The sequence below is a fragment of the Synechococcus sp. HJ21-Hayes genome (assembly GCF_024345835.1).
Classification (GTDB): Bacteria; Cyanobacteriota; Cyanobacteriia; order PCC-6307; family Cyanobiaceae; genus Vulcanococcus.
Map to the genome: position 1 here is coordinate 63,055 of NZ_JAGQBW010000013.1, position 12,401 is coordinate 75,455.

11 protein-coding genes are annotated in these 12,401 nt (G+C 67.6%); 5 read left to right on the forward strand and 6 right to left on the reverse strand.

Going from position 1 to position 12,401, the window contains the following annotated elements; genetic code table 11:
- Positions 1 to 39: 39 nt before the first annotated feature.
- Positions 40 to 1,344 (forward strand): glycosyltransferase family protein, encoded by a 1,305-nt coding sequence (locus tag KBZ14_RS11170; RefSeq protein WP_255118406.1) that lies wholly within the window; start codon positions 40 to 42, stop codon positions 1,342 to 1,344.
- Between the two features lie 29 nt (positions 1,345 to 1,373).
- Positions 1,374 to 1,823 carry a peptide-methionine (R)-S-oxide reductase MsrB gene (gene msrB / locus KBZ14_RS11175; protein ID WP_255118407.1) on the forward strand — a complete coding sequence of 150 codons (450 nt, stop codon included), beginning with the start codon at positions 1,374 to 1,376 and terminating at the stop codon, positions 1,821 to 1,823.
- 5 nt (positions 1,824 to 1,828) lie between these two features.
- On the opposite strand, the gene KBZ14_RS11180 is transcribed toward msrB, so the two are convergent.
- Positions 1,829 to 2,779, reverse strand: coding sequence for a PRC-barrel domain-containing protein (locus KBZ14_RS11180; protein ID WP_255118408.1), 951 nt, complete (start codon positions 2,777 to 2,779; stop codon positions 1,829 to 1,831).
- A gap of 35 nt (positions 2,780 to 2,814) precedes the next feature.
- Complete coding sequence (smc, locus tag KBZ14_RS11185; protein WP_255118409.1) at positions 2,815 to 6,426, reverse strand: chromosome segregation protein SMC; 3,612 nt, start codon at positions 6,424 to 6,426, stop codon at positions 2,815 to 2,817.
- A 101-nt stretch (positions 6,427 to 6,527) separates the two neighbouring features.
- Here smc and KBZ14_RS11190 point away from each other — a divergent pair, with 101 nt between their 5' ends.
- Both KBZ14_RS11190 and KBZ14_RS11195 read left to right on the forward strand, forming a co-directional pair.
- Entirely contained in the window at positions 6,528 to 7,028 is a 501-nt protein-coding gene (locus KBZ14_RS11190) for a glycine zipper domain-containing protein (protein ID WP_255118410.1), read from the forward strand.
- Positions 7,025 to 7,453 carry a phage holin family protein gene (locus KBZ14_RS11195; RefSeq protein WP_255118411.1) on the forward strand — a complete coding sequence of 143 codons (429 nt, stop codon included), beginning with the start codon at positions 7,025 to 7,027 and terminating at the stop codon, positions 7,451 to 7,453. Before KBZ14_RS11190 ends, KBZ14_RS11195 begins: the two co-directional genes overlap by 4 nt.
- Here the strand turns inward: KBZ14_RS11195 and KBZ14_RS11200 are convergent.
- The 4 genes from KBZ14_RS11200 to KBZ14_RS11225 form a co-directional block, all read right to left on the reverse strand.
- Positions 7,450 to 8,643, reverse strand: a complete 1,194-nt coding sequence (locus KBZ14_RS11200; RefSeq protein ID WP_255118412.1) for a THUMP domain-containing class I SAM-dependent RNA methyltransferase — start codon at positions 8,641 to 8,643, stop codon at positions 7,450 to 7,452. The two genes, KBZ14_RS11195 and KBZ14_RS11200, sit on opposite strands and share 4 nt — an antisense overlap.
- An 854-nt stretch (positions 8,644 to 9,497) precedes the next feature.
- Complete coding sequence (locus KBZ14_RS11215; RefSeq protein ID WP_255118414.1) at positions 9,498 to 9,908, reverse strand: PPC domain-containing DNA-binding protein; 411 nt, start codon at positions 9,906 to 9,908, stop codon at positions 9,498 to 9,500.
- The gene (locus tag KBZ14_RS11220) at positions 9,905 to 10,420 is read right to left on the reverse strand and encodes a GNAT family N-acetyltransferase (RefSeq protein WP_255118442.1); all 516 of its coding nucleotides are present in this window, start codon (positions 10,418 to 10,420) and stop codon (positions 9,905 to 9,907) included. The genes KBZ14_RS11215 and KBZ14_RS11220 overlap by 4 nt, the downstream gene beginning before the upstream one ends.
- 289 nt (positions 10,421 to 10,709) lie before the next feature.
- On the reverse strand, positions 10,710 to 11,174 hold the full coding sequence (locus tag KBZ14_RS11225) for a thioredoxin domain-containing protein (RefSeq protein WP_255118415.1): 465 nt from the start codon (positions 11,172 to 11,174) through the stop codon (positions 10,710 to 10,712).
- 164 nt (positions 11,175 to 11,338) lie between these two features.
- Here KBZ14_RS11225 and KBZ14_RS11230 point away from each other — a divergent pair, with 164 nt between their 5' ends.
- Positions 11,339 to 12,322, forward strand: coding sequence for a DnaJ C-terminal domain-containing protein (locus KBZ14_RS11230; RefSeq protein WP_255118443.1), 984 nt, complete (start codon positions 11,339 to 11,341; stop codon positions 12,320 to 12,322).
- Positions 12,323 to 12,401 lie beyond the last annotated feature (79 nt).

A 12,401-nucleotide genomic window follows, 5' to 3' on the forward strand; every position in this document is an offset into this window, starting at 1 on the left:
CAAAACTCCCTCCCAGATTCCCGTTGACGCGTTCTGTGAGTGGTTCAGCTGGCGTCTGAGCAGCAGCCCGTAGCGGCAGCCCGTGCCTCCATTGTCCTGGTGTGTAACGGCCCCGGGGAACTCAGCACCTGGGTGCGCCCCCTTGCCCAGCGTCTGCACCGTGAGCTTCCCCTGATGCCACGGGTCCCCGGCGCTGCCGTGGATCTGGATCTTGTGCTCGTGCCGTGCCCGAACGCCACGGGCAGCGAGCATCGCGTGGCGGCGGGCATGGCCCTGTTTGCCCGCATCCTGCCGGCCTCGCGCTTCTGGTGGCTGTTGCTGCGGCCCCGCCGCTACGGCCCCTGGCCTCGCCAGGGCGTGGTGGTGTTCCTGGGTGGTGATCAGTTCTGGACGGTTCTGCTCTCGGCGCGGCTGGGCTACCGCCATCTCACCTATGCCGAGTGGGTGGCCCGCTGGCCCCGCTGGAACGACCGCATTGCGGCCATGGGGCCCGCCGCAGCGAATCGACTGGCCGCCCGCTGGGACAAGCGTTGCACCGTGGTGGGCGATCTGATGGCCGACCTGTCGGAATCGGCCCAGGGAGATTCCCCCTTGCCCCCCGGACAGTGGGTGGCCCTGTTGCCGGGCTCCAAGCGGGCCAAGCTGCAGGTGGGCATGCCCTTCCTGCTGGACACTGCCGATCGGTTGGCGGCGGTGAATGGCTCCACGCGCTTTCTGTTACCGGTGGCGCCCACCACCAGCGTGGTTGAGTTGCTGGCGTACGGACGCCCCATCACGAACCCGATCGCCGCGCACTATGAGGCCGGCGATCTGCAGCTCGTGGACACGCCCTTGGGCCAGGCGTTGCAGACGGCAGCTGGCACCACCATCCTGTTGATCGAGCAGCAGCCCGCCCATGGCGTGCTCAGCCAATGCTGTCTTGCCCTCACCACGGTGGGGGCCAACACCGCCGAGCTCGGTGCCCTGGGGGTGCCGATGATCGTGTTAGTGCCCACCCAGCATTTGCATGTGATGCAGGCCTGGGATGGGGGTCTGGGGATCCTGGCCCGTCTGCCCCTGCTCAAGTGGTTGCTTGGGGCTGCCCTCACCGCCTGGCGCATGCGGCACCACGGATTCCTGGCCTGGCCGAACATCTCCGCGGGGCGGCAGGTAGTGCCCGAGCGGGTGGGGGCGATCACCCCGGCGGCCATCGCCGCGGAAGCTGCCGACTGGCTCGCCCATCCGGAGCGTCTGGAGGGCATGCGCGACGACCTGCGCAGCCTGCGGGGCCAGCCTGGGGCCGTGGCTGCCCTGGCGGCGTTGGTGCGGGAGTTGCTGCCGCCGGCCTCGGAATCCGCTGCCTAACTTGAGCGCACTGCCGTTTCCCCCTCGCGATGGCTGACGCAACGCCTAACTCCTGTGCCGCCTTCGGAACGCCCCAGGGCCACGCCGAGCGGGCCGCTGACCACGAGCAGTGGCGCGACAAGCTCACCCCTGAGCAGTTCCAGGTGGCCCGCCTCGGCGGTACGGAGCGAGCCTTTACCGGCATCTACTGGGACAACAAAGCTCAGGGGATGTACCGCTGCGTGTGCTGCGGCAGCGAACTGTTCAACTCCGACACCAAATTCGAATCCGGTACTGGCTGGCCCAGCTTCTGGGATGGGGCCAAACCCGGTGCCATCAGCACCCATCAGGACGTGAGCCACGGCATGGTGCGCACCGAGATCAAGTGCGCCAACTGCGACGCCCATCTCGGCCACGTGTTTCCCGATGGCCCCACTCCAACGGGCTTGCGCTATTGCGTGAATTCAGCCTCCCTGGCTTTTGAGGCCCAGCAGGGCTGAACCCCTCACCAGGGGTCGTTGCCCAGGTCGCGCCGGGGCGGTGCGGGGCTGTCGTAGTCCAGCGGCTCCACGTCCAAGGGGCCGTCATCGCGGATGTAGCGGCGCCCGCCCGGGGCTGGCTGGGGGTTACGGGGCCGCTCGTCCCGGAGCGGCTCCTCATCGAGATAGCGGCGCTGGCGCAGCGGTTCGCGCTCGCGGCGCTCGTCCACTTCCACGTAGTCGTAGGCCTCGTCGGGCTCGAAGCTGCGGGTAGTTGCCGGTTGGATGCGGCGCTGCTGTTCCTGGGCGGTGGGCTGCCCCGCCGCCAGCTGGTTCTCCACCGGCACCATGTTGAGCCGGTAGCGCTCGCGCTCCTCCTGTTCCCAACTGGGTCCGCCCACCCCCAGTTTTTCCAGCAGGCCGGTGCCCAGCTGCTTGAGCTTCTCCTCGGCCCCCTCGTAGACGATGATCCGATCGGGCCCGCTGCTCACGATTTCTTCCACGGTGAGCTCCCAGGTGCTGAGCACCCCTTCCCCGAGCAGGGGAACCCCCAAAGCGCCCAGCACCAGGCTGGTGAGCTCGCCGGTTTCGATGTCGAAGCTGAACCCCAGCACCCGGCCCAGCTGTTCGCCCGCCTCGGTGACCACCTGGCAGTTGATCACCTTGCTGTAGCGATCGGGGTTGAATCCCTCGGAGAGGGAATCAGCCGAATCCACCAGGATCACGTCGCCCACCTGGCGGATGCTCTCCAGGGGCATCCAGCGGGGTAATCCCGGCAGAAAGCGGGTCAGGGGGTTGTCCCGCAGGCCCAAGGCCACTACCTCGCGGCGGTCAATGTCCACCACCACCTCGCCCACCACACCGAGCCGCCTGCCGGTGTCACGGGTGATCACCTGGGTCCCCATCAGCTCCGATCGCAGCCAGAGGCGATCGCTTGGTGTGGCGGTCGGGTCGCTGCCGGGGGGTGTCGTTGTCATGGGCGCATTGTGGCCGAGAAGCTGGATGGGAGTGTTCAGGCCGCCGGTGGTAATCCCACCACCTGGGTGTGGGCACCGCGGGCCTGGGTCACGCCGATGGTGCGGGTGGAGGCCGCGATCATGGGGCGACGGTGGCTGACCACCATGAACTGGGCCTGATCGGCCTGGCGTGCGATCAGGCCAGCCAGTCGCTCCACGTTCACGCCGTCCAGGAAGCTGTCCACTTCGTCCAGGGCATAAAAGGGCGAGGGCCGAAAACGCTGTAGGGCAAACAGAAAGCTGAGGGCTGTGAGGGATTTCTCGCCGCCGCTCATCGAGGCCAGCCGTCGAACGGCCTTGCCCTTCGGGTGGGCCACCAGGCTCAATCCGCCCTCGAGTGGGTCCTGGGGGTTCTCCAGTTGGAGGAAGCCCTCGCCATCGGAGAGGCCCGCGAAGATCTCGCGGAAGTGCCCATCCACGGCGGTGAAGGCCTCCATGAAGGCCTCCTGGCGCAGGGTGGCCACGGTCTCGATGCGTAGCAGAAGTTCCTCCCGTTCCTTGCAGAGCACGTCGAGGCGGTCCTGGAGGTCGGCCAGGCGCTGCTCCAGGTCTTCGAGTTCCTGCAGGGCCAGCATGTTCACCGGTTCCAGCGCTTCCATGCGTTGCTGCAGGCTGCGCAACTCCGCCTGCAGGGCGTCCAGCCCGTTCTCACGCACCTCGGCGGGAACCTCTGGCAGGGGATCGGGCAGCTCCTTCTCCAGCTGGTCCAGCCGCAGGGTGGCGCTGCGTTGCTGCTCGCCAAGGGACAGCAGTTCCTCCCCCAGCCGCTGCAGTTCCCATTCCTTCTGTTGCAACGTCTGCCGCTGATTGGAGAGCTGGGTCTCCGCCTCATCGCGGGCGCGGCGCCGCTCGCCAAAGCGGGCCTGGAGTTCCTGCTGCTGCACCTCCAGGGCGGCCCGTTGCTGCTGGTCGGCCTGCTGCTGTTCCTTCCATTGGCTGCGTTCGGCCACCAGGGCATTCACAGCCTGGGCCAGACGCTGCTCATCGGCGCCCAGGGCCTGCAATTGGCTGGCCACCCGCTCGGCGGCCAGGCCCCGTTCCCGCCGCGCCGCCAGCAGGTCGTCCCGCAGACGCCGGGCCTCGGTGAGCTGCTGATCGGCACTCTCGAGTTCCTGTTGCAGTCCCTGCCAGCGCTCGCTGTCGCCGGAGGCCTGGGCTGTGGCTTCGGCGGATTCGAGCGCGCTGAGCTGCTGCTGCAACGGGGCCAGCTCCGTGGCCAGCACCATCAGCCGCTCCTGGGCGGCCTGGAGCTCAGCTTCGATCTGCCCAATGCGCTGGCTGAGCTGTTCGCGGCGCTGGAGCAGGGGGCCATGGGAGCGCTGGGCGGCTTTGCGCTCCGCCTCGAGGGCGGCGCGCCGCTGTTCCTGGCGGCTCAGCAGGGGCCTGAGCTCCTCCAACTGGCGCCCCAGCTCCGCCTCTTTGCGGCGGCTGGCCACCAGGGTTTCGCCCAGGTCCAACAGGCGGCGGCGCAGGGGCTCGGCCTCGTCGTTGTCGCTGGCGGTGCCGAAGCTCAGCTGGTTGCCCCGCTGCTGGAAACTGCCGCCGGTCATGGCGCCGCTCTTCTCCAGCAATTCCCCGTCGAGGGTCACGGCCCGGCAGCGGCCCAGTTCCCGCCGGGCGCTGGCCAGATCCCGGAACACCAGGGTGTCGCCGAACACGTAGCGGAACACCTCGCCGTACACCGCTTCAAACCGCACCAGCTCCACGGCGCGTCCCACCAGCCCATCGCCGCCACCACTGCGGCCCGCCGCCGCTCCCCGCTCGAAGGCCGCGCCTGCACCCGCACCGCCGCTGCCCCGGATCTTGTTGAGCGGCAGGAAGGTGAGGCGCCCGGCCCGGCGACTCTTGAGCAGGTCGATGGCGCGGGCGGCGATGCGGTCGTCGTCCACCACCACCTGGCCCAGGCGCGCCCCGGCGGCCACCTCCAGCGCCAGGCGGTGGGCATCCTCCACCTCACCCAGCTGGGCCACGGGGCCGTGGATGCCCTCCAGCCCCGCCTCCAGCAGCAGCCGCAGGGCACCGGTGCCGCGGCTTTCCTGCAGGGTCTCGCGCCGGGATTCGAGCCGGGCGATCTCCCGTTCCAGGCTCGACTGCTCCTGCTCCAATCGCTGGCGGGTGCGCTGCTGCAGTGCCAGCGCCTCCACCAGCTCCTGGGCCTTGGCCTGCTCGGCCTGGAGGGCGTTCAGCAGCAGTTGCCACTCCTCCTCTAGCTGGCCGAGGGCGCTGGCCACCCCCTGGCTGTTGGCGGCGTCCTCCTCCAGTTGCTGGCGCAGTTCCGCCAGGCGTTCCTGCTCCTGGCGCCGCCGCTCACTCAGCTGCTGTTGCTCCGCCAATCGCGGGGACACCTGACCCTGCAGCTCCTGGCGCTGGCGGCTGCGCTGTTTCTGCTCCTCGAGCCAGTTGCCGCTGCGGCCGGCCACCTCGCCCAGCCGCCGGCGCGAGAGTTCCACGGCGGCCTCGGCGGCGCGGCACTCCCCTTCGGCCTGCTCGAGGCTGGAGCGGTCGTCCGCGGCGGCCAGTTCCCCTTGCTGTTGGCGCAAGTTGCCCTGCTGGCGCGCCAGCTCGTGGCGTTGGCGTTGCAGCTCTTCGGCACTCAGCTGGTGCTTCTCGGCCTGCCGTGCCAGTTCGCGGCCCCTTGCCTCCAGGCCTGCCAGTTCCGATTGCACGGCCAGCAGGCTGTCTTCACCGAGGGCCTTCACTTCGGCCTGCAGCAGTTCGAGGGCCTGGGCGGCCTGCTCCAGGGCGGCGCGGCCCTCGCTCACCGCCGTGCGATCGGCGTCCTGTTGTTTGGCGAGGGCCTCCTGGCGGCTCTTGAGGCTGTGGACGTCTGCCTGGGTCTGCTCGAAGCCCAGCACCTTCTCCTGTAGGCGGCCCAGGTGGTGGCGCTCCTTAAGGCCCTGATAGGTGCGGGCCTTGGCGCAGTCGCGCTCCAGTTTCTGGCGCGAGATCAGCAGCTCCTGCTGCACGATGGCGCAGCGCTCTTCGCGTTCCTGCACCTCCTTAAGCTTGCTGCGGGTCTGTTCGATGCGGGAATCGAACAGGGCCACCCCGGCCAGTTCATCGATCAGGCCCCGCCGGTCGCGGGCACTCATCGACACGATGCGGGTCACGTCGCCCTGCATCACCACGTTGCTGCCCTCGGGATCCACCCGCAGGCGCCGCAGCTGGGTCTGCAGCTGTTGGAGGTTGCAGGGCACACCTTCCGCGCTGTAGCTGCTGCTGTAGGTGCCGCCTGGGGCCACCCGCAGCTTGCGGGTCACGCTCCATTCCTTCTGGCCCGGCTGAATCCAGGGGCCCTCCGCCGGCGCCTCCAGCCCGGCTTCGGCCTCATCGGGCTGCCAGTCGCTGAGGTCGAAGCGCACAGTTACCACGGTTTCGGCGGCCTTGCCATCCCGCAGCACGGCACTGTTCACGAGGTCGGGCAGGCGCTCGGCCCGCATGCCGCGGCTGTTGGCCAGGCCCAGGCAGAAGAGCACCCCATCGAGGATGTTGCTCTTGCCCGATCCGTTGGGCCCCGTCACCACCGTGAAGCCCGGTTCGAGGGGGATGGTCATCGACCCCCCGAACGACTTGAAATGCGTGAGCGCTACCTGATTGATGTGAACCAACAGGCCCGAGCGCCGAGCACCCAGAAAGCTAGCCCAAGCACTGACGATTTCAAGCCGCCGTCCCTACGGTGAGGACAGTCCCGCGTCAACGCCGTCGCACCATGGACTTAGACACCCCAGCCAACGGCTACGACTCTCCAGTCGGCACGGCCGTCTCCACTCCGCCCGAAGCCGGACGCGACAGCGGTGACGCAGCTCCGCGTCCCGCGGCACCGGCCCTGTTCCGCGAGCGTTTTGAAGCGCTGCTGCCGATCATCCAGAGGGAATGGCCGGAGGTGGCGCGCCACACGCTGGAAGCCACCCGCGGCAGTCTGGATCTGGTGGTGGATGTGATCGCTCGCCAGACTGGTCGCACCAGCGAGGGCGTCAAGGCCCAGCTGATGGACCTGGTGCATGTCACCACGGACCAGGCCCACCACCTCGCCGATTCGCTCAAGCCCTTGGAAGATCAGCTCGAGCATCTGCTCGATGAGTTGAACACCAGCCTGCGGCCCCGGATCGAGAAGCCTGTGCGGGAGCGTCCGCTCATGGCCCTGGGGATCGCCGCCGGGGTGGGTCTGCTCACCGGCCTGCTGCTGGCATCCGGCCGCCGATCCGCATGACCACGAGCAACGGCAATGGGGCTGGTGGGGATCGGCCCAGCGGCGAGCGCCGTTCCCGCGGGCTGCCTCTGCAGGCCGCCTCCAGGGTCACCGGACTGGTGACCTCGGTGATGGATCTGCACGTGCGCATTGCCCTGCAGGAGGCCGACCGCGAAAAGCGCCGTTTGATCAGCGGTGCCGTGCTGCTGATGGGGGGGCTGGCCACGTTGTTGCTGGCCTTGATCGCCGCGGAACTGGCGCTGGTGCTCTGGCTTCATCTGGGGCTGGGCTGGGGCTGGATTCAGGCGGTGTTGGTGCTGGCGGGCCTGAATCTGCTGCTCACCGGCCTGTTCCTGCGGGTAGGGGGCCAAATGACCAAGGGCCCCTATCTGCCCGAAACCATGGCCGGCATCACCAAGACCACCCGGGCCCTGGTGGGGCGCTAGCGGATTTCGTACTGGAGCCAGCGGCAGTCGATGCCGCCATTGCTCACGGGCAGTTTGCGGCTGGCTTTCATCCGCAGGGCTCCCGTGAGTTCGGGGTTGCCGCTGAGTAGCCACAGGGTCCAACCGCCGCAGCGCTGCTTGAGCATCTGGCCCAGGTCGCTGTAGAGCTGTTCCAGGGCCTCGCCCGCCCCGATCCGCTCGCCGTAGGGCGGGTTGCACACCAGGATCCCCGGGGTAGAAGGGGGCACGAAGTCGCGGCAGTCGCCGCGCTGCAGCTGCAGCCAGGGGGCCACCCCGGCGTCCTCCGCATTGTCCTGCGCCTGCTCCAGCACCTCCGGATCCGCCTCGTTGCCCACGATCGGGGCCAGGGGGATGTTTTCTGGCAGCGCTGTGCGGGCCAGGTCTTGGGCGGTTGCCACTTCCTGGCGCCACAGGCCGGCATCGAAATCCGGCCAGCGTTCCAGGGCAAAGCCTCGCCCCAGGCCAGGAGCGCGCCCCAGCACCTGGCAGGCCGCCTCGATCAGCAGCGTGCCGGAGCCGCACAGGGGATCGGCCAGGGGCACGCTGCCGTTCCAGCCGGTGAGGGCGATCAGGCCAGCGGCGAGGTTTTCCTTCAGCGGCGCTAGGCCCATGCGGGCCCGGTAGCCCCGGCGATGCAGGCTCTCGCCACTGCCATCCAGGCTCAGGATCGCCTCCGGGATCTGGCCAGGACGGCCAGGACTCAGGTGCAGGTGCAGGGCCAGGTCGGGGTTGTCGAGATTCACCGAGGAGCGCGCGCCCCAGGCCTGGCGCTGGCCATCCACCAGGGCGTTCTTCACCTGCAGGGCGCTGTAGTGGCTGTGGTTCAGCCCGGGGATGCTGCCGCTGGCATCCACGCGGAAGCTGGCCTCGGGAGGGAGCCAGAAGCCCCAGTCGGCCGCTTCCTGCACGCCCCAGTAAAGGTCGTCGCGTCCGCGGCAGGGGAAGGCCGCCAGCTGGCGCAGCAGTCGGAAGGGCAAGCGGGCCTGCAGGTGCAGGCGGTAGTACGTGGCTAGATCCGTCTGACAGCGCACCGCCCGCCGCAGGGGCCTCACCCCGGTGGCCCCCAGGGCCGCCAGCTCAGCCGCGGCCGCCTCCTCCAGCCCCGGTGGCACCACGGCCAGGCAGGGGAATGCCGCTGTGCGGGATGGCGTCCAGTTGCGTTCGGTCATGCCCACCCCACCTGCTGCCTGGTCCTGCTGCCACAATGAAGGAGTCCGGTTTCGGCCGGACTAGGTGGCTCACACCAATGTTTCGGACAGCGGTTCGATTCCGCTCAGCTCCATTCCCCCGCTCTCGGCACTGCCGGGGCTTTTGCCGGGGCTGCAATGGTTTCGACGGGGCATCAGGAGGGTGACTGAAGCCTGCTCGGTAAGAGCAAACACGTAACAGCGAACAACATCGTTCGTTTCTCCCGTCAGACCGCCCCTGTGGCCGCCTGACCCTAGTTAGGGAGATGGGGTAGATCAGCCTTATCACCCAAATGATCCGTGGGGGCTGGAAGGCCCCTTTCTAGTGTCTAGGGACTGGGATCTCGGTTCCTCTCCGAGTCGCTGACCTCCCGTCACAACGCCGCAGCCATCTCCAGGCAGCGCGCCTGATCCAAGCGGCGCGGTCGAGTTCGAGGTGTTCAGGTTCTTCGTCGTAGTGGCAGTAGCTCTTTGCTGTGGACACCGGATGTCCTGTCAATGCAGCAGCAGGCGGGCCAGATCACGGGTCGCCAGCCAGCCGTCTGGGCCGGTGATCAGTAGGTCAACATCGGCATCGGGGCGTGTCTCCATTGGCTGCTGCAGCTGGGGCTGCTGATCCCTCATCAGGTGGGTGTCCCTTCGGGTGCGATAGCCCAACTGGCGGAACAACCCCCTCCCCTTCCGCCAATCTGAATCCCCTCTGCGCTGGCCCCAGCCCATGACGATGAATCGGGAGACGCTGGACAAGCTTGGCCGCTTTATGCTGCGTGGCCTGCGTATCGGCGCCAGCACGGTGTCGATCGTGGAACTGCTGCGCAATGACTGGACGGGGGGCATCAGTGCCGGGGTGGCCTGGCTGGTGTTTGTGCAGGTGGAACGGCGGCTGCCGCTTCGGCCCCAGGCGCCCGAGGACTGATCTGCAGCTCGGCGTAGCCGGTGGCGGGATCCAGGCCCCGGTGAAACTCCCACTCCGGCAGCAGCCCCAGCACCACCGCTCCGGTGCTGTCAGCAACAGCGATGTGCAGGTGGGCGTCGTTGGCCGAGGGCGTGCCGGTGAGGCTGAGGATCTCCAGGTTGCCCCTGATCGTGGTGCTCTCCTGCTGGCCTGCTATCCGCAGCTCGGCCACCGACAATCTGCCCATGCCGATGAGCACGCAGCCGGCCGATTCGCCTTGCTTGCCGATCCAGGCCTTCAGCGCCAAGCGCAGGTCGTCGCCCGGTTTCAACCGCCATGGCACCACCTTCATGGCAGCGGCTCCTCCAGTAGCGACTGCACCATCACCAGGGCATCCACATAGCCCAACTGCTTGTGGAGGAACGCTCCGGGCAGGGTGCCGATGATCTGAAAGCCGTTCCGCTGCCAGCAGTGGATGCCGGCGGTGTTCGTGCTCACCACCAGGTTGAACTGCATCATCCGAAAACCCAGCCGCCGGGCGGTCTTCAGCGAGTGCTGGCAGAGGCGGCTGCCGATGCCCTGGCCGCGTATGTGCTCGGCCACCACATAGCCGGCATTGGCCACGTGGGCACCCAGGCAGAGGGAATTGGGCTTCACGTAATAGGTGCCCACCAAGAGCCCGGCCCCATCAGTGGCCACCATCACGGCCTGGGGCTGCTCCACCCACAGCAGTTGGGCTTCGGCCTCGCAGATCGCGGGATCGTGGGGGAAGGTTTCGCCGGCGCGGAACACCGGCTCCAGGAGTTGCCACACCGCCGGCCAGTCGTCCGCCTCATAGGGGCGTATCTGCAGTGGGGGTGCCACCAAGACCACAGACAGCAACGCTCAGAGCGGTGATCTTCTCGCGCTCGGTTGCTGCCACCACGACTGGTGCTGGGATGGCGTCAACCTGGGTATAGGCCGGATGTCAACCGAGCCAGAGCTCAGGAAGCCCGCCAAGATCCAGAGCTCAGGAAGCCCGCCAAGATGCCGATGTGTCGCTGCAGCGGCAGCAGGCTGTTCAGTGAATCAACGGTCTGGATAAGTCCGGCCACCCACCTCACCCCGGACCGGGCTGTAACCCGAGCGTAAGAAGGTTCCCTCTGGGCTTCTGTTATTTCAACGCTGGTGAAACCGTTGCGCTGTTGCTGCTGAATCCACTCCACACCCTCAGTTCTTCCAGGCTCAGCACCCCTTCGCGTCGTTCGCCGTTGAGATCCCAAGTGGGAAAGGAGCGGATCTTGGCGGCCTGGCAGCGCTGCCGGCCGTTGTCGTCCTTGTCGCACTCGATGTAGGGCAGGCGCCGGCCGGCCTCGGTGCCAAACAGGTTCTTCTGGCTGAAGCAGTGGGGGCACCACCAGGCCCCGTACACCACGGCGCCCTGGCGACGCAGATGCTCCACCAAGGCCATCTGCTCAGGCGTGGATGGACTTACGGCTTCGCCCACGGCGCTGGCATCCGAACCAGCGGCCTGGAGTGGATCGCTGGTGCCACTGAGGCCTCCCACCAGCAGGGCGGTGATGCAGGTCAGGCCCAGGTTGCGCCAGAGGCGCTGGCGACCGACTGAAGGAGCGGGCATCGGCGCGATCAAGGCGTTGGAACTGACGTTACGGCCTCTGTTTCAGCTTGCATCGCCGTTGAATCCGGCTTGGCGTTCGGCCTTCCGCCCCCCACCGCTTGCTCTGGCAGCGGTGTTCAGCTGGGACACTGGGAGGGCCGTTGACCACCGAGACAGCAGCTGCCATGGGCGCCAACGGCTATCGCGACTATTTCAAGGTGCTCGGTGTCGATCGCGGTGCGGATGCCGACACGATCAAGCGCTCGTTTCGCAAGTTGGCGCGCCAGTACCACCCGGATGTGAACCCCGGCAATCAGGGTGCTGAGGCCAAATTTAAGGAGATCAGCGAGGCCTATGAGGTGCTCTCCGATCCCGATAAGCGGCGGCGCTATGAGCAGTTTGGCCAGTACTGGAACCAGGCCGGTGGTGGTAGCGGCATGGGTGGTGTGGATGTGGATTTCGGTCGGTATGGCAATTTCGACGACTTCATCAACGACCTGCTGGGTCGCTTTGGTGGCCCGGGTGGTGGGGCTGGATTTGCTGGCGCTCCGGGCGGTTTCGGCGGGTTTGGTTCGGGGTTCCCTGGCGGATTCGGAGCCCCCGGTGCTAGCGCTGGCCGTGGAGTTCCGCTGAATCTCGATGCGGAGGCCAGCATCAACCTCAGCTTTGCCGAGGCCTTCCGAGGCTGTGAGCGCACCCTGGCTGTGAATGATGAGCGGGTGCAGGTGCGGATCCCCGCAGGTGTGAAGCCCGGCAGCCGTCTGCGTCTCAAGGGGAAGGGCAACCTGCAGCCAGGCACCGGTCGTCGCGGCGACCTCTACCTCAACCTGCAGGTGCAGGACCATCCGATCTGGACCCTCGATGGGGATCAGCTCAAGGCCGATTTGCCCCTCAGCCTCGACGAGCTCGCCCTGGGCGGTGAGGTGCGGGTGGCCACCCCCGATGGCGAAGCCACCGTGACGGTGCCCCCCGCCATGGCGGTGGGCCGTAGTTTGCGGCTGAAGGGCAAGGGCTGGCCCCGTGCAGGGGGCCGTGGGGATCTGCTCTTGAGCCTGAGCCTGAAGCAGCCCGCCAGTTACAGCGAGCAGGAGCGCGAGCTACTGGAACAGTTGCGCGCTGCGCGCAGTTCAGATCCACGCTCCACCTGGCTCCAGGACGCGAGACTCTGAAGCCCATCACCTTCGGGCGCTCGGGTTCATGACACCCTGTCCACGGCTTTGCTGACGCTTGTCTTTCTGCATGATGGCT

Coding starts and splice junctions, on each gene's coding strand:
- msrB (WP_255118407.1), top strand. CDS start 1,374: ATGGCTGACGCAACGCCTAACTCCTGTGCCGCCTTCGGAACGCCCCAG.
- KBZ14_RS11180 (WP_255118408.1), bottom strand. CDS start 2,779: ATGACAACGACACCCCCCGGCAGCGACCCGACCGCCACACCAAGCGAT.
- KBZ14_RS11190 (WP_255118410.1), top strand. CDS start 6,528: ATGGACTTAGACACCCCAGCCAACGGCTACGACTCTCCAGTCGGCACG.
- KBZ14_RS11195 (WP_255118411.1), top strand. CDS start 7,025: ATGACCACGAGCAACGGCAATGGGGCTGGTGGGGATCGGCCCAGCGGC.
- KBZ14_RS11200 (WP_255118412.1), bottom strand. CDS start 8,643: ATGACCGAACGCAACTGGACGCCATCCCGCACAGCGGCATTCCCCTGC.
- KBZ14_RS11215 (WP_255118414.1), bottom strand. CDS start 9,908: ATGAAGGTGGTGCCATGGCGGTTGAAACCGGGCGACGACCTGCGCTTG.
- KBZ14_RS11225 (WP_255118415.1), bottom strand. CDS start 11,174: ATGCCCGCTCCTTCAGTCGGTCGCCAGCGCCTCTGGCGCAACCTGGGC.
- KBZ14_RS11230 (WP_255118443.1), top strand. CDS start 11,339: ATGGGCGCCAACGGCTATCGCGACTATTTCAAGGTGCTCGGTGTCGAT.